Here is a 20,194-nt window from a genome sequence, read left to right as displayed (position 1 = left end):
CTTGCACAAAGGCATGTGGAATTTAGTCTCGCACACTATTTTCAGATGCCCCGTTGGCATGCAAAAAACATCAAAACTGGGTGCTTATAGATTCATTATAAGGCAAATATATGAATTTGTTAAGGTGCAAAGTGGAAGTTAATTCCGCAAATTTACTGGAATAGTCCACAACTGGAATTTAGTTTTTCATTTAAGTGTCTTGCATTGAAAACTTGTATTAAAGACTCAAATCTGCAGCTCCTGTCCAATCTGACTTCCTCCCAGGCAGTCCCGCCGAAACTCCTCTTCCGTTTTTATGAACAGGTTGTCATTATTATCTGTATCCCAGAACCCAATATAAATCTCACCCTTTTCCGTCCGAATAGGTCGGTAAAACAGTTCTTCTCCCCAGCCGCTATCTGCCATCGCCTTCCACTCTTCCATCACAGCCGCCAGCTCCCGGTCATTTAATTCTCCGTAAGTTCGTATTGTAAGCACACCCCAAAGGCTGCCGGCATATGTCTCTACATCTGGCATCATAGAAGCAACCCTTTTTTTAAGCAGTTCAGAAAACAGATATTCTGCCAGCCCACTCTCGGGACAGCTTTTTAAGCTGGCCTGGATCTTTTCCCGAATCATGCTTTCATATGAGAGAAGCTCCTCCCCGCTTAAAAGGTCCGGCACAAAGGATTCACTTCCATTCCAATAGGCAGTTACAGCCAATGAATTGTACAGACGGAGCTCCTGAATAGATGGACTCAGTTCCTGTATCGGATGCGCCTTACAGATCAGCGTACCAAATGTTGTCTCCACCGGCCCATTCTCTTTCATTTTCTGCAAACCAAATTCTTGGAGACGGACATATGGTTCCAGCTCTTTCTCGATGTAAATCTGATGCAAATTCAGCAGATACTTTGCATAGCCCTCCGCTGACAACTCCTGAACCGGGAGGAATTCATAATCTTTATAATTACGGATAATCTGACACGCTGCATCTGCATCCCTGGGAACCTCCGCCTCCAAGGAAGCCAGAAGTTTCTTTCTTGACACAGTGGTTTTATCCACCAGGTTCTGTATCTCCATTGCAATCTGGTTCAGCTCCCTAAATGTGAGCCGCGGTGGCAAGAACTGATCCAACTCCCAGATATTGCTGAGATAGTCTGCCACCTCATCAACGTCATATGTTCTGCACTTCTCCTCCAGGGCCTCCAGCTGTTTCTCCGTCATGGGGAAGTAAAAACAGCTCTTTTCCGAATACCTCTTATCAAATGCCAGATACATCCGGAATACTGCCGCTCCAGGCTGCACCACTTCCGGATTCTGCTTCGTTCCCACTGCCGGTTTTGGCGCCTTGATTCTTGTTATGAGTCCCTCATCTGTCAATCGCTCACTGGCTTTCATATTCAAACGGCCATATGTCTCATAATCAAAATAGCCGGTCAGTTCCACCGGCAGCCTTCTTCCCTCCCGCTCAAACAGATAATACCCATACTGCTCCAGCGATTTTATCTCTGGATAGCATTCGTACTGATCTAAATGATCCATTGCCTCCACAATCCGCAGCAAAGAATCCGGCTTTTCATTCTGCAGCACAGTCTCGAAGATAGCCCGCTCCTGTTCCGACCAGGAACCAATCTTTGCAGCAAGGTAGTTTAACTGCCCAAGGTTTGAATTCTGGAACACAAATTCTCCAATTAACAGACGTGCCAGACCGGCCACCGGCGCTTTCACATCCCCTATGAATGGAATCATCCTGGAAGGATGGTACCCGGCCAGCTCCTCCAGGACATGCTCTGCCTGTTCCTCCGAGGCCGGCAGCTTTATCCAAATTCCACCATCCCAGTTTTCACGCTTTACAAACACTTTCATTTAAGCCCCACTCCCTTCCTTATTCCTTCTATATAAAATATGGTTCCGATGATTTAAGTAAGAATATTACCCGGCAGCGCTCCCGCCTGTTCATTCTGCCTCTGAGATTCTCCTTCCTTCTGCCCCTGAACCAGTTCTTCCGACTGAAACAGAGACAAATATCCATTGACCGCCTCTGCTATCTTCTGGTAGTCCGCCTCATCTATCTCACAATTCCACCAGACAGAATCCTTATACGAGCTCAGTTCCGGTCCTGTCATCCGTTCCCCTTCCGTTTCTTGTTTCAGACCGGTCACATCACTGATTAAAAACTTCATCTGGTCCACCAGCCCATTGGTCCGTTCTAGCACTGAAACGGTAAGACGGGTATATCCACTGTCCAGGAAGCCTTGCCCCAACTCAATCTTCCCTCTGAGATTCTCCTCCAGTCTCCCATAGCAGGCTTTCCCCACATAGTGCATATCCTGCATTGCAATCCGCCCTTCAAACATCTTTTTCAACTCTTCCGATACCATTCTGCTGCTCCTCCACTTCTATCGTTCCTGTAATCCCTGTAATGCCAACAATAAAACCCCCAGCCGTGATTGGGATATCACACAGTGTCTGGGGACTTTATTCTTGCCACTGTCAGGATCCCGGCAGGCAGGAATCCTTTGATTCTGCCGCCGGTCTTAGTCATAATCGTTGATTGTCTGTGTCATCACAATCCCTGAGTGGAACTGGATTTCAAGCTTATCTTCGCTGATTACCTTGATGGCTTTAATCAACCGCCTGACCAGTTCATCATCAAACTGGCGCTTTAAATAGTTGGTCTTTTGGATGTACTGGCCCATGCCTTCCACTCTCTGATCGTAAGCTTCGGCCAGCTGCTTTTCCCGAATCAACTCCGTCCTTTTTTTCTTGAAGGCCCGGATCTGGTCCGCGATCTCCCGGTACGCCCGGTCGAACTCTTCATCGGCGCTCTCCGTTTTGGCGCTGTCCTCGATTAATGCCAGCATCTGTTTCTGCAGCGCATCGATCTTCTCATCATATTCGGTTGGTTCCACGTTATCCGAGTAGCTACCCAGGATCCGGATGACATTATCCCGGAAGGAATCGATGAACTCCCCTTCATCCTTTACCACAGAGTTGACGGCCTCCATAATCGCTTCGTGAAGCGCTTTTTCTTCCAGACTGGGGGAATGTTTGCACTTTTTGGTTCCGCTCTTCAAGCGGCTGTAACAGCGCCACACCGGCTTCTTGGTTCCGCCGTTCACCCATACCTGCCTGCGGTAAGGCTGTCCGCACTCTTTGCAGTACATGATGTCGGCCAGCACATACTTGGAACTATATTTTCCTCGGATGGTGGTTTCCTTCTTTTTTGCCGGGCGGTAAACATTCGCTCGCCGGGCCCGCTCCTCCTGTACCTGATAGAACAATTCCCGAGGAATAATCGCCTCATGGTTGCCCTCGATGTAATACTGTGGTACAATTCCTTTATTGACTGCTCTTTTTTTCTCCAGGAAATCCACGGTATAAGTTTTTTGCAGCAGCGCATCCCCCATATATTTTTCATTCATCAGCATCTTGGAAATCACCGTGGCATGCCACACGGTGTTTCCCGTCACAGTCCGGATTCCCTCCTTGGTAAGCGTCTCTGCAATTTTGTTAATGCTGTTTCCTTCCAGGTATAATCGGAAGATCCTTCGGACCAGCTTTGCCTCATCCGGCACGATGACCAGATTTCCTTCTTCATCCTTGGTGTATCCCAGAAATTTATTGTGATTTACATACACCACTCCGTTTTCAAACTGCCGCACATACCCCCAGTGTACATTTTCGCTCAAGTTCCGGCTTTCCTCCTGGGCCTGGCTGCTTAGAATGGTGATCAGCATTTCCCCGCCATCCCCCAGGGTATTGATGTTCTCCTTTTCAAAATACACGGCGATATTCTTTGCCTTTAATTTTCGGATATGGGTAAGGGAGTCTACCGTGTTCCTGGCAAATCGGCTGATGGATTTTGTGATGACCATATCAATTTTCCCCGCCATGCAGTCATCAATCATTGCTTGAAAGTCATTCCGCTTACGAGTCATGGTGGCGCTCTTCCCGTCATCTGCATAGATTCCTGCAAACACCCATTCCGGGTTGCTGTTGATTTTTTCTGTATAATAATTCACCTGTGCTTCATAGCTGGTCTCCTGCTGTTCCTGCAAGGTACTGACCCGGCAGTAGGCGGCTACCCGCAGCCGCTTATATTGGGCTATTGTATCACGGCTGTATTCCGGATTGGCTGGAATTACAGAGATGTTTTTCTTTACAACGGTTGCTGTTCTGGCCCGTCTCATCCGGTTTCCTCCCTTCTGCTGCTTCCCTGATAGGAAGATCGATTTTTACACCATTTATTAATTCAAATTCGAACCGACCGTCCTTGTGAACCGTAATCCGATGTATCGTTGCCTTAAAAAGTTCACTATTAAATTCTTTTTGGAGTGGGTTTTCTTCCAGGGCTATTTTCAGTTTTTCAGTCTGGTAATTCTGGTCCTGGATTCTGGACACTCGGTATTGTAATCTGGCCCGCTCATAAATCAGCCGTACCATCTCCTCGGATGGATACTCCGGCTTTTCCTCCAATTCCTGCAGCTTTCTGGTCAGTTCTGCAGCCTCACGGCTATAGGGCAGGCCTTGCACGATGGTTTCCGGCTCTGTTTGAAAGCTCCCATCCTTCACCCCTCTCATCAAATCCATAAATGCTTGGATGATCTGGCTGTTTACCAGGAATATATTCCGGCAACACACCTTGTTTTCATTTATGTAGTGCTTACATTTCCAGACGATTTTTTCTCCCGGCTGTCCGCAGTGCTCCACGTATCGGCGGTAAGGCTGCCCGCAGACTCCACAGACCAGACTGTCTGCGAACATAGAGCGATTCCCGAAGCTGTTAGGCTGCATGACGCGTCCCAACTCTCTGCTCTTTTCTTTCCTGCGCTCCTGTACCTGGGTGAACAGTTCCGATTCTATTATTTTGGGATAGAATTCGTCTCCCAGATACTTTCGGTTCTCCAGGATTTTTCCAACTGTCCCATGGTTCCAGACCGGCTTATGGTTTGCATTGAGCGCTCCCAGATCAGTGAGTTTCCTTGCAAGTTGGTACAGGGAAGCTCCTTCTGAATACTCCTGGAAGATTTCTTTTATAATCTCTGCCTGTTCTGGAGCAATTACTATTTTTCCTCCCGCCATCCGGTACCCCAGCGGCATATGGCGCTGTCTCATACTCCGCTCACCTCCTGTCCATTTTCTTCCAGTTCCAGACCGTTCTTCAGCCAGAATACCAGCCGGCGTCCGGGCAGCACCGTGATATGGTCTACCAACAGCAGGAACAACTCCTCGTCATATGCCTCCAGAATGGCAGGACGATTGCGGAAGACGCTTATCAGATATTCGGTCTGGGATATCTCCCATTCAAAGGCTTTCTGCCCCTGCAGCTGCCGCAGCCGCCTCCGGTGCGCTTCCAGCTGTGCCTCAATCTGGTTTTGTCTCTCGATAAAAATGGCAGAGCTTATGCTGCCTTCGGTTAATACCCTGCCCAGCCTGTAGCCCTGCCGCTTTAGTTCCTGGATATTCTGTTCTATCTCCTGCATCTCCCGGTCCTGCTCTGGGTTACCTTGGATTGCCTTCAGCGCCGCAAGCATGGGGATCAGGATTTCCTCATAGTTGCTGGCAAGCCGGTTCCAGAGCGTAAGAAATGCAGCCTGGATGACGTCCTCACGGACTGCCTTCTGGCTGCATTTCTTACTGTCTTTAATATGCTGGTAACAACACCACTGGATTTTTTCATATGGCTTTCCGATGTAGATTTTCTGCCTGCGAAATTTTGTTCCACACTCCCCACAGAGAATCCGACTGCTGAATGCATACCGGTTCTGATATACACTGGTATCCTCCACACACTGCCGTTCCCTCCGATACTCATAAATCTGGCGGATAGCCACAGCCTCCTCTCTGGTAATAATGGCCTCATGGTCATCTGCTATCAGATACTGGGGCAGTTCTCCTCGGTTGTTTTTGCGAATGAATGGGACTCCATCGGTCGTATAGGTTTTCTGAAGCAGCAGATCCCCTTCATATGCACAGTTCCGAAGAATCCCCTTTACCACACTGTCCTGCCATTCCTTTGCTCCACGGATCGTGGGAATCCCTGCTGTTTCCAGTTCTGCGGCAATGGTGTAGGATCCTTTCCCTCCCAGGTATTCATCAAAAATCCAACGCACGATCTCCGCCTCCTCTTTTTTTATAACCAACTCTCCGTACTCATTATTCTCATAACCATACGGTGGGCTGCTTATAATGAATGTACCTTTTCGGAACCTCCGTACTACCGACCACTTATTATTGGTGGAAATGCTCTCGGATTCTCCCTGGGCGATAGAACTTAAGATGGTTATCATCTGCTCGCTCTTTTCCATTAGGGTGTTGAGCCTCTCCTTCTCAAAATAAACGCCTATTCCAAGGGCCTTCAGTTCCCGGATGGCTTTGATGCTGTCCAACGTGTTTCTGGCAAACCGGGTCACAGACTTTGTCAGGATCAAATCAATTTTTCCCTGCCGGCAGTCCTCCATCATCTGTTGGAAGTCATCTCTCCGGTACAGCTTTGTACCGGTCCGGCCTTCGTCTGCATAGATACCGGCCAGCACCCATCCCTCCTTTTCCCCAATCAGCCGGGTGTAGTAGTCTACCTGGGCTTCAAAGGAATTCTTCTGGTCCGCCAAGTTCGTACTGACGCGGCAGTAGGCGCAGACACGTTTGACTTCCACCGCATTGGCGGTGAAACCGTTGCTAACAGGCTCAATTTTTGTAATTTTCTTTACAACCTTCTTTGCCATAGGCTTCTCTCCTTCCTTTCTTTGTTCTCCTGTTAGCACCACATAATACCATAAGTTTTCAGATATATCTAGTGTTTTTACCCATATACTTTCGACAATTCCGGAGAAAATGTTTCCCGGTTTAAAGCATCGATTTTTTTGTATTCCTCCTCTGTGATAAAGCCATTTTCCAGCATCAGATTCAACAGTTTCCGGGCTACACTATACCGGACTTCGTTTGTTTCTTTTTTCTGTCCCATGAGCCTGCCTCCTAATGAATGGATAAATTCGGACTGTCTTCCGGTACCGCTAATGCCGAGTCCTTTAACACAGAAGTGCAAAGCACTTCAATCTTCCCCTGTTCCGGCGAATAAGTCTCCACATCAAAGTTCTGTAAAAACTCTGCATAAGCAATGATATCCTTTGCATTGCGGCTCAAGCGGTCGGGACCGCTCACCACCAGAATATTCACACATCCCTGTGATGCCGCATCGGTCAATGCCTGGAGTCCGGGCCGATTCATATCCCGGCAGGAACCGGTGTCCTGGGAATGTCCGATTACCTCCCATCCCATGCGTGAGGCATATTCGGTTAGCTTCTGGTCCTGCCGCTTCAAGCTCCCATACTGGTCCTCCGGCGCATCAATCCGGGTATATATCCATGCTTTTTTCTTTTCGTTCATAAGTTCCTCTCCCTCCTATTCTGGACTACAACGTTCAATCGAACTTTAAATCTATATTTTCGTTTTGGCTCCTTTTGCCGCTTCGTAATTCTCCGTCATGCTAAGGCCGATACTGATTCGCAGCGCATGATCCACCTGCTTCATATCCTTTTCCGTCAATCGTCCTATGTACTCCCGCAGACGGATATGGTCGATGGTCCGGATCTGCTCCAGAAGTACAACGGAGTGCTCTTTCAGGCCGCAATGGTTGGGACTGATTGGGACATGGGTCGGCAGCGGATGCTTGTCCTGCCTGCTGGTTACGGCCGCTACAATTACAGTTGGACTGAACCGGTTCCCCATATCATTCTGGATCATCAGCACCGGCCTTACGCCGCCCTGTTCGCTGCCGGTTACCGGTGTCAGGTCTGCATAGTATAAATCGCCTCTTAAAATATTCACTTTGATTCTCCCCTCTCCTGCCTAATTTTCTGGAAACAAAAAAATCCCCTCACTCGTATTTAGCAAGGGGATGAAACTCTATGTAGTTTTTCCAGTTCTCTTTTAAAGCCGGACTTTACTCAAGGGATATTTTTTCTGCTCCTTTCGATAATCCTCCCACATCTGTTTCCAGTCGATGCTGTCGCGTTTGCAAGAGCTGTGATTGGACGATTCTGCTCTCCCAAATCGAATATACATTGCCATGGTCCTTTTGTTACCATCCCTCATGATTTGCTTCCTCCTCTGATGGTTTATTCTTTCTATACCACAACATATCTGAATTATCCTAAAACAGCTATCACAATATCCAATAAAAATGGATGGTATTCTTAGCCAATCTGACAAAAGCTCACTGTTTCGATAAACTGTATCTGATGGCGGCGGTTAAAAAAACAGCCGCCGCCACACAGTATAAAAGCGTACTTGTTCTTCATTTCATTTTTATTTGATACATCATGCTCCTATTCGGCACACCTCCCCGGAGCCTGGCAGTCGATTACAACCGGCCCTGGCAAGGCCGTCATGGGCACAGCTTCTTTTGCTGCCCCAGCCGGGATCTCCGGCTGCCGTCCTCATTGCGTGATCCCTCGGTCAAGAGGGGCTGTGACTGGACGGAAGTATCATCATAGGCTGCCCAGGTCATGGCGGGATGGCCCGACCACGGGCCATTTAAAGAACAGAAAAAACCGCTCTGCACCTTCGATATGATCGGATTGACAGGACACTAGAGATCCTGCAGGTGGTCGTGGCGTATCTTTCTATGCCGCTTTCGCTTTCGCGCTGAACAGCTAACGTATCGTAATCGCTGGATATGAAGTTTTCAAGGAACAACGGGGACTGAATAAGCCCCTTCACTCCTATAAAGGAAAAAGTGAAGGGGCTCACAACCTCAGAAAACAAAAAATTTATTCTATTTTTTCACGGAGCTTTCTCAGAAGCCGTTTCTTCCGCTTACTCACTGCCTGCTGGGTAACTCCGAGACGGGCTGCCAGCTCGCCTTCCGTAATCCCAGAAAAGAACAACGCATCAATTAACAGCCGTTCCTCCACGTTCAGTTCATCCAGCGCCTGGTACAGCCTGCGGTTATCCTCAGCTCGGATTATTTCCTCCTCAATTCCCGGAGCCGAACGGACCACATGATATTCCGCACTCACGCCTTCCTCCTGAAACCGTTCCAGCGACATCTCGATCTGCCGGATGACACGATTCTGATATCGTTCCGCCTCACGTGCTTTATGATAGGCATAATAAACTTCTCGGCTCACTTCCACACGTTCTCTCTGTACAATAATGGTATAAATCCTTTCTTCCGCCATAGGGCTTGTCCTCCAATTCTTAAAATATGAAATGAAGAACAAATCCGGAGGTGAACGACACCTGGTATTTTGAACAAAAATGCAAAGAAAATGCTGATTGAGTAAATTATCAGCCCTGGATTCCTGCCTTTTTTTCTTATCTTTTGTCTGTTTTAAATACATTCAATTTTCAAACATTAGACATCTCTACATCTAACAGAAGCAGCGAAAAACCAACATATCAAACTTCCCGTACATCAGCTGTACTCAAGGAGATCTGTTCTTTATGACCATGTCAGTAAAACCTGTTCATGTTTTTTATCTACTAAATCCAATGTATGAAAAATGACCAACCATTACAAATAAGGTAAGGTGCTCAAATTAAACTTTTTTAACTACTATATAAATAAGCCACCTACCTAATTATATTTCCTATTTATTATCGATTCTTTTATATGTCAAAATCACATTCATTAACATTTTAAAAACCTGTTTTTTACTCTAATCTATTATTTATAAAACTTGAATAACGGTATAACGATCGCTCAGACTAAATATTAACAAATAATGCATCTCTGCAAACTACTATATAATCTTCATAATAAGATGACGAATTCTATATTTTCATATTACTTTTTAACAAACAGAATAACTTTTCGTAGTTAAATTATTCTGTCTCAATCTACACATATAAATAGAGTAACAGGACACCATAGCTCCTGTAAGCTGACAGAGAAGTCTTTTTTCTATACCAATTGCCGTATTTGCGCTAGACAGCTAACGTAGTGAAATCGTTGAATATAAAGTTTTCAAGGAACAACAGGAACTAAACAAGCCCCTTCACTCCTATAAAGGAAAAAGTGAAGGGGCCCACAACCTCATATAACAAAAATTTAGTTTTATCACGGAGCTTTTTAAGTCTTTTCTTAATGCCTACTCACCATCTAATGGGTTATTGGAGGGTAGTGTACCTTTCATTATCCCTGTAGAGGATAGTCTTTTATTTAACAATTGCTCTTTTAAAAATTTGATAAAGTCTGTAGTTATTATACGGATTATTTTATCCTGCATTCCCAAAGCTAAATGCAAATACGTAATTATAATTTTTTATTTTAGAATCATTCCAGCCCAGAAACTTTCTCTGGCTATGGAGTTCTAAAATAGTATTTTGTTAAGCAAGGCACTTATAAATCATTATATTTAATAATAATCTTTGTTGCGCAATATATAAATGTATAAAATCTCAAAATTATGTATATATCAACCTTTTTACTCATACCAATGTCTTCACAAATAAAAATAATTTTTGTAGAGCAACCTGGTAATTATCAAGAAAAGCAGTATAACCTTCCCTACTATTATGGGATAATACTCCTTGTCTATTGACCAAACCAGCACTACACTTGCTCTCCAAATCATCTAAAACCTTTTATTCCACACATAAAATAATCCTCCTTTTTATGTACTTGTTTCGACCATAAAAATTCGTAACGTTGTATAAATGATTCCATAAATTTTTTTATCTTCCAATAGATTTTAAAACATCCATTCTTCTAAATTCAGTTAGCATCATACCATCCACAACAATAAAAACTGTCATATCAATAATAAGCGAAATGGCAAATACGCTATATACACCAAATCCGGCAATATAAGGCATGATGATAGGCCGCAGGTTGTAGATGGCTATCTGGCGAAAAATAACCAGAACACTCGCGTAGCTCTGCCAAGAGACTGCATCAGAGGCAGAATCACAGTTCAGACTCCCAACAAAATATATTACAGTAGAAACAGACGGAAATCTCTTACTCCCAGTTCCACTACGGACGGCGTTGTAATAAACAGAGAGAGAATTGTCTTCGGTACTAACATAATCGTCAGTTAGCAAATAAACACTAATAAAATTGCTGTGATTGCAAATACTTTCGTAATATCCTTTACCCTGTCGCACTGTTTTGTATTGTAATTGGTTCCGAACGCTGGCTGATATACCTGAGAAAGTCCTATAAAGGAATAAATGCAAAAGGCACTACCCGGTATGCCACGCCGAGTATAATCTGCCATGTATCTCCGCCATGCTGCGCCGCAAGATTATAAAGTACAGTTTGCTGTACCAGTATCGTCACCTGCATCAGCATCGTAGAAAAACCTACTCCAAATGATTCCCGAGAAAAGCGTTTTTTCAATGCGAATTGCATTAATTCTTATTTTTTCGCTTAAAATACCAAAGAGAAGCCATTGCATACGCGATCTGCGAAGCCACCGTTACATATGCAGCTCCATCAATTTTCATGCCATAACGTTTTGAAGTAAAATGAACATCAGAGCTTCCCCAGAATATGATTTATTGGAAACTATTCGTGCAATTTTAAAAATCGGAGTGTTTGCCTTTAAAGGAGCATACTGACGTGATCATGGGAAACGGATAGTTCAGTGAGGCTGTGTTAATAGATTTGATCGTGCTCAGCCAAACTCTCCCGTCCCCATTATGATCAATATTGCCAGATATATAAGTGGTCATTAACAGGATTAGCTGGAGTCATCTGCACCACTTTGGTCATTGTCTTCCCTCTTTTCTGAACTTGCTAATTGTGGCTTCGGCGCTACGGGAATGGATCACAAAACAACCGTTCCAAGCAATTTTACGAGGAGTCAAAACATTACTGTTTAGTGTGAGCATAGCTAACGGAGCTTTCTATAATTTTGGATACCTTGATAGCAGACACTAACGGTACAGATATGCATCCTGTAGTATTCTTATCTTGTTGCCAATCTTCAGCACTGGTCATCACAAATTTATCCATCGCGCGTTCCCACTTATCCTGACGAACATAAGCGCGGATATTTGATACAACCTCTCCTATCTCGTAAAAAAAACAAAAAACTCCATCGGTGTCGGGCAGTGCTCCTGAAACGATGGAGTTTTCTATTTTTTTACTTCCAACCAACATCCTTTGGATATATCATCCTCGATAATGACGCGGTAATCCGACAGCATGGCCTGACGGGCAAAGGCATCGTAATCTTCAAGAGTATATTGGCGGGGGGAAGTTGTTCTATCTGAAGCAGACATGGACTCATAGATCCTGCGGCGCATGGTTTCCGGCATATACCGTCCGGCACCCACGCCCACAATGGCACATCCACCAGGCTTCAGTACCCGATAAATTTCAGTTATTCCCTGAACGGGAACCGGCCAAAAGCCGATAGAACCACGACACATGATAAAATCCGCCAGATTATCCCGTAAAGGCAGTTTTTCCACATCAGCGCACAGGGTAGAAATTCGGTTATCCACCCCCAATTCAAACAGGCGGCTCTGTGCGGTCCGAAGCGCTTCGCCGTCAATGTCCACCAAAATCAGGTCCATTGCTGTTACTTTTGCCAGCTCAACCGCCAGATTTCCAGGTCCTGTTCCAATATCTAAAGCCACACCGGCAGACAGATTGTAATCGTCCAGAAATTGCTGTATCAGGAGCGGATACATTGGTTGCATAAAATCATAGCTAAACGGAATCATGTTATTCCACCTCCTCTGCTGTGAGAAGCAATACGGTAAGGAAAAATGGTCTGGTGTTCCTGGCCATCTGCTTGAAAAGAAACAATTTTGGAACGTACAGAAAAGAATCGCTCAATATTTTCCTCGTTAAGCAAATCCTTTGTCGCACCAAACAGTTTTTTCTGTCCCAGTCCCAGCATTAGAGTCTGATCCGATATATTAAGGGCATGATTTGGAAAATGCGTGTTGATCAGGCAAGCGGTGTTCATTTCACGCGAAGCACGCTCAATGGCATCCAGAATGCGAAGTTGGTTTTTCATGTCCAGATTCGATTCCGGCTCATCTAACACCAAAAGCTGAGGTCTGGAAATTAGCGCTCTGGCGATCATCACCATCTGAAGCTCTCCTCCCGAGAGCTGATTGCAGTATCGGTCAATAAGTTTCTGACACCCTAGCAAGTTCAGAAGCTCCTCTGCCTGATCGTACTGCGATTGATCAGGAACCTTAAAAAAGTTTTGGCTCGCGTTCAGGCCCATTACCACCATGTCGAGCACACGGTAAGAAAACACGCTCCGCTTCGCCTGCGGTACATAGCTGAGCACTTGCCAAAGTTCCTTTTCTTTATAAGTCCGCAGGGGTTGGCCCGCAATAAAGGTTTCCCCTTGCTTCCAATGGAGAAAGTCCATAATGCATTTGAGCAACGTGGTTTTTCCAACTCCGTTTGGGCCCAGAACCGTCATGACCTTATGCTCTTCCAGCTCGAAGGAGATATCGGACAATATAGACCGGCTGTTGTAAGAAAAGCAACCGTTTTTTACCTCTAAAATCATGTGGAACCTCCTGAAGTCTTTCGTAGCATCCACGCAAAAAAAGGCGCTCCAATGATCGCGGTTAGAATGGAAAGCGGGATCTCCGCCGCGGTGGCAGTACGGGCAATAGTGTCAATCAATAGCAGGTAGAGTGCACCAAGAAGCGCGCTGGCTGGCAATAATGCACGATGGTCATTGCCAACAAGCATCCGTCCAACATGAGGAATAACCAAACCGATCCATCCGATCACACCGCACAGAGAAACCGTCACACCGGTCATCAGTGTGGAAAGCACGATAACAACAGAGCGCAGACGATGAACGTTGACCCCCAACGAACGAGCCTCTTCTTCATCCAAAGACAGAAGATTCATTTTCCAGCGCAGCGTCAGAAGGACTGCAATGCAGGGCAGGATGATCACGCACGAAACGATGATATCTTTATAAGAAGAACTGGCCAGACTTCCCATCAACCAAACTGTAATGGCTGGCAATTTTTCCTGGGGATCCGAAACATATTTAATAAGGGAAACCAGTGCGTCAAACAATGCCTGAATAATAACACCCGAGAGTACCAGAGTAAACAACTCCGTCCGACCATTTACTTTTGAAACCAGAAAAACCATAAGTACAGCCAGCAGTCCAAACGTTAAAGCGGAGCCCTGAATAATGAGGGTGCTGGTAGACAGGAGAATACCTAAAGAAGCTCCAAAACCCGCGCCGGAGGAGACCCCCAGAATGTCCGGGCTAACCAGCGGATTCCCGAAAATAGCCTGATATGTAGCTCCCGCCACAGAAAGCCCCGCGCCAACAATCATCCCCATCAACAGACGTGGAAGGCGTGAGCCCAGAATAACACTAACCCCAAAAGGATTCTCCGCCTTCAACGCCTCCAATGCCTGTCCATCCCGAAAGAGGGCTACTCCCATAATTCGGAAGGCTTCCAAAGGAGGCACCGAATAGCGCCCCACACATAACAAAATCAGAAACACGCCGGTCAATGCCATCGCCAACAGCAATACCATAGCACATTGTTTCGCTCGACTCAGTTGCGCACTTCTCATCACACGCCCTCCTGTAAAGCGGCATCCAGCAGTTCCAGGAACTTATCACCAAAGGGGCAGACCTGACTGGTCCATCCAAGGCGACTGGAGACTGCGACATGAGGAAGTTCCACATAACCGGTGGGGCTGTCGACCCAATCCAATTCTCGGAAAAAGCCATCACCGATAACCAAATCATAGCGCCCAGAACGAATTCTTTCTTCAAGCTGCGCTTCGCTGATATGAGCCTGATCTCCAGAACGCATCAGCTGCTGGTCTGCGTCAAACAGGGTGCAAACGTCCACGGAAGTAAATTCTCTATCCAGTTCTAGGGATTCCCGCACACTGTTTGCCATAAGCTGTTCACCGATGACCAATGCACAAAGCCCTTCATATTTTTCAACAGTCTTCTCCTCTGCTTCCTGAACAGGAACCTCGGATAGGAGATTTTCTAACTGAATCAGGAACCGTTGCAAGGGTTTCCGGCCAGAGAAACTTCCCGCCAGCCAGGACATTGCATACTTGCTCTCCAAGTATCGGCAGACGGGCAAGGCTGAAACCGTAAGAGCAATGTTGCAGGCCGCGCTTACACTGCCGCTAATCTCCTCCAAAGTGCTACCCATAGCCCATACAGAGCAAACAGTGAATCCTGCATCTTCCAAAACCTTGCGAAGGACATCCACATTCCGCTGATGGGTCAAGTCCAAAGGAGTGGCTCCAATGAGATTTACCGAGCGAGGAAGCACGTCTGTCCGGTGTTCAGGCAAAAAGGTTTTAGCCAACCTCAAAAGCGCCATTGAAACGCCGCGATCGTAAAAATCCGTCCCTTTGGTAGGAAAACTCATTGCTTTCTTGCCTGTTCTGTTTTCAACCAATTTGGCAAGAGCACGATAATCCGTTCCTAGCACGGCAGGAGAAGGACTACCTAGCAGTGCAAAAAACTTGCTGTCCAACCATTCATCTGCAGAAAGAAGTTTATTTAAAAAGATGCTATCATCTCCGAATACTGCCTCGGCGTCATCTAAATTAGATGTAAACACCCGGCTGCGCTGGTCAAACCATCGAGGTTCATCATAACCAGTGTAAGTGCCTGTGCATCCACCCGCATCATGGATAGCTAAAATACCACCCAATTCAAACAGAGTGCTACATACGCCAGAAAAATCCGGAGACAGCGTGGGTAAAATCGAATAAAAACCTCGCATAGAGAACCTCCTAACAATTGTTTATGAAAACAAATGGCTTTACACCACAAGTCCCTTGGTGTAGAGCAAAGCCCGGGCAGAAATATCACTGTTCAAAGCATCCTTCACGCCCTGGAGGAGGGCAGTAAACGCCTCAAAACCGTAGTGTTGGTCATCAGCGTCCAATGTAAACAATTTTGAAGACGGGCACACATAGGAGGCGGAAAAACCAATTGTAACATCGGCTTCTTCCGGGACAGCTTCCGCCATAGACATACTCGGATGATAGCTGGTATATACTGGCACATCGGGAAAACTCTGCTTCAACTGAGCGATCGATTCCCATTCATATTCCATAATAGCATCACTGAGCAGGAAGCTGATCTCCACTCCACATAGAGCCAGTGCCATGGCGATTTCAAAGGGAGAGCCGTTAACTCCAATTCCAACGCCTACCCGCAAGCCTTTCAAACGCCTCCGCCACTGAGAGATACTATCCATGCAACTCTCGTAGCAGGACTGCCAGGAAACTTTTCGTTCCAGGAAGGTCTCCAGCCCTTCATAGCCACGGCGGATCCCTTCCGGATGGTAGCGGATGAACTCTTTATGCCAGGGAATACCCAGATGACGCTCCATCTCCTGGCAGGCGACCCGACCAAAGGGCTTGATGAGCAAATTGTGACTGCTGTGTCGCATTTCCATAAACTGCTCAAAGGTCTGGCAAGCGCTGAGCTGAAGCACCTTTTCGAACCCCGCCTCATTCATCAGGGAGAAAAACTCACTGTTCGGATTAATAGGTGAAAAGTGTCCAACCACATTGAGCGTGTCTTTCGGAACACGCGTATTCTTCTCCTTACAGAGAAAATCATAAAGACTGCGCTGTATATTCAGAGCTGGCGGCATACTGCTATTGGCTGTGATGGGATTCATGTGGCAATCCACAAAGGGCAACCCATACCGTTCAGTTAGACGGAGACACAGATTTTTGTAATCAGAGGCCAATAAATCATCGATACAGGAGGCACAGATAAAGAATGCAGGAGGACGCTTCGGTAGACAACTCAGAATGTCTTCTACAACAGCAGGAATGCGGTCCATATGGCTACCCAAGACCAAATCTTCCTCGGTAATATCCATGTAACGAATGCGGCTGCGCAATCCCAGCTGTACGCTGGAAACGGAGCCATGTCGGCCACAACCATGCGGTGCCACGAACAACAATACACTTTCCGGTACCAGCATCGCGGTTCGGACAATTCCCCATCCTCCCGCACTGGGTGCGCTGTAATGAAGGCAGGGTCCACTGACCACTTTGCCTTTAGTGCCCAATTCCGGCGCGGCAGGGTCAAGATTCGCGATTGTCAGGTGATATAGTTCTTTTTTCATACAGCACCTTCCTTCTGTTCCTCTACAGGTACCATAATGCGTTTGGCGATGTCGATGATGGTTTGAGAAACAGGAAGTTCAGAATCCATCTGGACCACGGTCATGTTTTGCTCCTCGGCTCTCTGAATGTCTGAATCTCTCGGGACAACACCAATAATCTCTGTTCCAATCCGCTGCACAAAATCCTCAACGATGGCAACCTCATCGGGGACATTTCGACAGTTAAGAACAATTCCGCGGAGCTTAGCATAACCGCGTTCCTGGAAGTTGTCCAAGGCCTTCTTGATATTGGCGGCAGCATATAGCGCCATTTTCTCGCCAGAGGTCACAATCACCACCTCATCAGCATATCCCTGTCGAATGGGAACTGCAAACCCACCGCATACCACATCGCCAAGCACATCGAAGAACACATATTCCGGGGCATAAACCTGAAATGCATTAAAATCGTCCAGAGTATCAAAGGTCTTGATAATGCCGCGACCAGCACAACCACTTCCAGGCGTGGGGCCACCGGCTTCCACGCAGACGATCCCCCGATACCCCTTGACAGAAATCGCATCAAGACTGGGGCAAAGTCCGCCGTATGCCTGCAGCACGTCCATTACCGAGGTAAGTTCCTGACCTGCTCTCAAATTTAAAGTGGAGTCCGCTTTGGGATCGCAGCCTATCTGCATGACCCGTTTGTCCATTCCTGCAATCGCCGCGGCAATGGATGAGGTTAGGGTGGACTTCCCAATACCGCCTTTTCCGTAAAACGCAATCTTTCTCATAAATTCACACTTCCCCGCATAAAGTTTAAGTAAGTTTTATTTAATTCTGAGTATCACCCAAAATCTCAACCACCATCTCATCTGTCAGCGTGAATCCGTACATCTCCTGATAAAAGTCACGCAGTTCGGTCTCCATATCCATATCGGCAAAAAGCTCAGGATGCTGGATTTTGGCCATCCATTTGATCGTCAGAGGGGTTTCAACTCCAGGGGGATCCCAGCGGTATCCACCGATAGGAATTTTATAGACCTCGCCTTCCTTGACAGCCCGAACAAGGGACCAGTCCTGACCTTCCAGCTTGTTTTCCAACAAGTCGGAGGGCTGCAGATCGGTGAAGTTACCGATATATATGATCTCAGGGTTCCACAAATAGATCTGCTCCATATCAACATTCAGCTCTTCGCCAGACAGGTCTGCCGCAGGATTGATGGCACCGCTGTTGTCCCATAAGTAGTAGCCGAATCCCTGACCAGCAACCTTCAGATTGTCGGAAAGCTGTAGGATGCTTCTGAATTCAGAAGTGTTCAGAGTGGCAACTCTATCACTTACCTCCGCCACCTGAGCATAGAAATAATCGATCAACTCTTCTCCGCGTTCTTCCTGCTGATACAGAGAGGAAATAATGCGAATCCAAGTTTCCAAATCGTCCATAGTGCCATATTGGAGTGCAATGACCTTCAGACCTGCGTTTTCCATCTTTTCGATCTCTTCGGTCATATAGTTCCACTGAAAAACCACATCGGGTTCCAGCTTCAGTAACTCCTCTATATTGACTACGAAGCTTGTGTCCACCCAACTTGTGTCAACCTTAGCCATAGTAGGATACATATGCCGCAGCGTACTATCTTCGTAGGCAATCACGGAAGAAGGATTACAACCGACCATGTAATCATTATTCCCCATTACAGCGTAGAAGATATAAGGGAATGGCATGATTGTTGTAGCCAGCCTCTGGGGTGGTTCATCAAATTCAATGGTGCGTCCCAGCTGATCAGTGATCACAATTTTATCACTCTCTTGCACGGATCTATCCTCTTTATCAATTGTCTGAGTGAACAAATCCTCTGCTATCGAAGTTTCCATCTGTCCTCCACCGGAGCAGGCACACAGAGATAATCCCAGTACACACGCCAATAACAGAGATAATACTCTTGTTTTCATCTATAGTCCTCCTTCTGTCAATCAAATGGTTAGTTTAAGCTAACCATTCTGTTAAAAAAGTCTCTCACTTGGAATACGAAATATAACCCCCATAAGTTAGTCTATACTAACTTTTTTGACTTTACCACTTCCATCCAAAAATGTCAATACCTAATTTCGTTTTTGACCAAATATCTAATATATCGGCGCACGAATGAATTCTACAAAACAATCCTGGAACCGTCCAAAAAACTCGGGATAGCAACATTTAAGAACGTGGCATCTCTATAAGGGAAATTATCATGTTGTCAGATTATATAAAAATTGCTTACTTTTATTGATTTCAGCAACGCAAAATATACAAACCAGAGCAGCCATAAAAACTCCAGACTTATACTGGTGAGTAGTTTTACTTATATGTGGTTGGCAACAATTGTATGATTCTTTGAAGTTTCTTTATATTTACTGCGTTAGCTCTGTCATTGACAAACACAGCGCTCATTCTCTGTGCTCTCAAGTCTCTTATGTCTGATATATAGATATTTCCATCAATCATGTTGGCAATTGCTTTTTTATTACCGATGCTAATGTCGGCCACGTTTATTAAAAGAAGGGTTAGTGTTTCATAGCCCAAAGGTACGAAGATGTGGTAGTGGAAAATACCGTACTACGAGAAGGTCCTCACAAAAATGCGATTTCCAAACATTATATAGGTTGCCAAGAACAGCACAATTCTCTTTTTTGTATCCAACTTTCTGTACTCTTGCACAATAGCACAGAGACCATCAATGGACTTCATCATGTAGATGCAGACACAGACAATGCAGATCTTTACAGACCGTAGATATCTCCTAACACGGCAGCATCTTCAGTAACTTTATTGTATGTGTAAGGAGAATGGGATCTGTATTATTCGTGAGCCAGATTATAATACCATTTACAATAACCTCGATCATATGTGAATTGTCAAAGTTCAATGGAGTCTGCTACTGAAATGCTGCAGCCGATTCCAGAACTACATCCGAAACTATATCAAGACTACATCCTATTTAGGCAGAGGAGTCTCATGGTGGCCATAATTAGGTTCCAGGATATCAGTGGATTCTTTACAGCATTTGCTAACCCAGTTGTAAAAAGTACTTAGCACAATGCCTTTTTTATGACACCAGTCAGTGCGGCATTCATTAATAAGTTTTATCTGTTCCTGCATAAG

At 45.8% G+C, this 20,194-nt stretch carries 17 protein-coding genes; all 17 read right to left on the bottom strand.

Annotated features, from left to right (window positions below):
* Positions 1-225 precede the first annotated feature (225 nt).
* The 17 genes from CLFS41_RS04945 to CLFS41_RS04875 all read right to left on the bottom strand — a co-directional run bounded on the left by CLFS41_RS04945 (position 226) and on the right by CLFS41_RS04875 (position 19,002).
* Positions 226-1,848, bottom strand: a complete 1,623-nt coding sequence (locus CLFS41_RS04945; protein WP_045091645.1) for an antirestriction protein ArdA — start codon at positions 1,846-1,848, stop codon at positions 226-228.
* Positions 1,849-1,901: 53 nt separating this feature from the next.
* Positions 1,902-2,363, bottom strand: coding sequence for a hypothetical protein (locus CLFS41_RS04940; protein ID WP_002571326.1), 462 nt, complete (start codon positions 2,361-2,363; stop codon positions 1,902-1,904).
* Between the two features lie 156 nt (positions 2,364-2,519).
* Positions 2,520-4,175 (bottom strand): recombinase family protein, encoded by a 1,656-nt coding sequence (locus CLFS41_RS04935; protein WP_045091644.1) that lies wholly within the window; start codon positions 4,173-4,175, stop codon positions 2,520-2,522.
* The gene (locus CLFS41_RS04930; protein WP_002571328.1) at positions 4,099-5,100 is read right to left on the bottom strand and encodes a recombinase family protein; all 1,002 of its coding nucleotides are present in this window, start codon (positions 5,098-5,100) and stop codon (positions 4,099-4,101) included. Before CLFS41_RS04930 ends, CLFS41_RS04935 begins: the two co-directional genes overlap by 77 nt.
* A complete protein-coding gene (locus CLFS41_RS04925) occupies positions 5,097-6,710 on the bottom strand; it encodes a recombinase family protein (protein WP_045091643.1) in 1,614 nt (537 codons plus the stop codon). Before CLFS41_RS04925 ends, CLFS41_RS04930 begins: the two co-directional genes overlap by 4 nt.
* 77 nt (positions 6,711-6,787) lie before the next feature.
* Positions 6,788-6,949, bottom strand: a complete 162-nt coding sequence (locus tag CLFS41_RS30395) for an SHOCT domain-containing protein (RefSeq protein ID WP_002571330.1) — start codon at positions 6,947-6,949, stop codon at positions 6,788-6,790.
* Positions 6,950-6,960: 11 nt separating this feature from the next.
* Positions 6,961-7,371, bottom strand: coding sequence for a recombinase family protein (locus CLFS41_RS04920; RefSeq protein ID WP_002571331.1), 411 nt, complete (start codon positions 7,369-7,371; stop codon positions 6,961-6,963).
* A 51-nt stretch (positions 7,372-7,422) separates the two neighbouring features.
* A complete protein-coding gene (locus CLFS41_RS04915) occupies positions 7,423-7,812 on the bottom strand; it encodes a type II toxin-antitoxin system PemK/MazF family toxin (protein WP_002571332.1) in 390 nt (129 codons plus the stop codon).
* A 944-nt stretch (positions 7,813-8,756) separates the two neighbouring features.
* A complete protein-coding gene (locus CLFS41_RS04910; protein WP_002571334.1) occupies positions 8,757-9,167 on the bottom strand; it encodes a sigma-70 family RNA polymerase sigma factor in 411 nt (136 codons plus the stop codon).
* A gap of 2,639 nt (positions 9,168-11,806) precedes the next feature.
* Positions 11,807-12,097: a hypothetical protein gene (locus tag CLFS41_RS29320; RefSeq protein WP_002571337.1), complete on the bottom strand. Its 291-nt coding sequence runs from the start codon at positions 12,095-12,097 to the stop codon at positions 11,807-11,809.
* On the bottom strand, positions 12,073-12,666 hold the full coding sequence (locus CLFS41_RS04905; protein ID WP_002571338.1) for a class I SAM-dependent methyltransferase: 594 nt from the start codon (positions 12,664-12,666) through the stop codon (positions 12,073-12,075). The genes CLFS41_RS29320 and CLFS41_RS04905 overlap by 25 nt, the downstream gene beginning before the upstream one ends.
* On the bottom strand, positions 12,663-13,475 hold the full coding sequence (locus CLFS41_RS04900; protein ID WP_002571339.1) for an ABC transporter ATP-binding protein: 813 nt from the start codon (positions 13,473-13,475) through the stop codon (positions 12,663-12,665). The genes CLFS41_RS04905 and CLFS41_RS04900 overlap by 4 nt, the downstream gene beginning before the upstream one ends.
* Positions 13,472-14,518, bottom strand: a complete 1,047-nt coding sequence (locus tag CLFS41_RS04895) for an iron ABC transporter permease (RefSeq protein WP_002565657.1) — start codon at positions 14,516-14,518, stop codon at positions 13,472-13,474. Before CLFS41_RS04895 ends, CLFS41_RS04900 begins: the two co-directional genes overlap by 4 nt.
* The gene (locus CLFS41_RS04890) at positions 14,518-15,702 is read right to left on the bottom strand and encodes a nitrogenase component 1 (protein ID WP_002565658.1); all 1,185 of its coding nucleotides are present in this window, start codon (positions 15,700-15,702) and stop codon (positions 14,518-14,520) included. The genes CLFS41_RS04895 and CLFS41_RS04890 overlap by 1 nt, the downstream gene beginning before the upstream one ends.
* A gap of 39 nt (positions 15,703-15,741) precedes the next feature.
* Entirely contained in the window at positions 15,742-17,067 is a 1,326-nt protein-coding gene (locus tag CLFS41_RS04885) for a nitrogenase component 1 (protein WP_002571340.1), read from the bottom strand.
* On the bottom strand, positions 17,064-17,840 hold the full coding sequence (locus CLFS41_RS04880; protein ID WP_002565660.1) for an AAA family ATPase: 777 nt from the start codon (positions 17,838-17,840) through the stop codon (positions 17,064-17,066). Before CLFS41_RS04880 ends, CLFS41_RS04885 begins: the two co-directional genes overlap by 4 nt.
* A gap of 40 nt (positions 17,841-17,880) precedes the next feature.
* Positions 17,881-19,002, bottom strand: a complete 1,122-nt coding sequence (locus CLFS41_RS04875; protein ID WP_002565661.1) for an ABC transporter substrate-binding protein — start codon at positions 19,000-19,002, stop codon at positions 17,881-17,883.
* Positions 19,003-20,194 lie beyond the last annotated feature (1,192 nt).

Origin of the sequence: Clostridium sp. FS41 (assembly GCF_000954015.1) — a bacterium.
Taxonomy (GTDB): domain Bacteria; phylum Bacillota; class Clostridia; order Lachnospirales; family Lachnospiraceae; genus Enterocloster; species Enterocloster citroniae.
The sequence above is the reverse complement of the archived record's forward strand: the minus strand, read 5'-3'. Positions and strand labels throughout refer to the sequence as shown.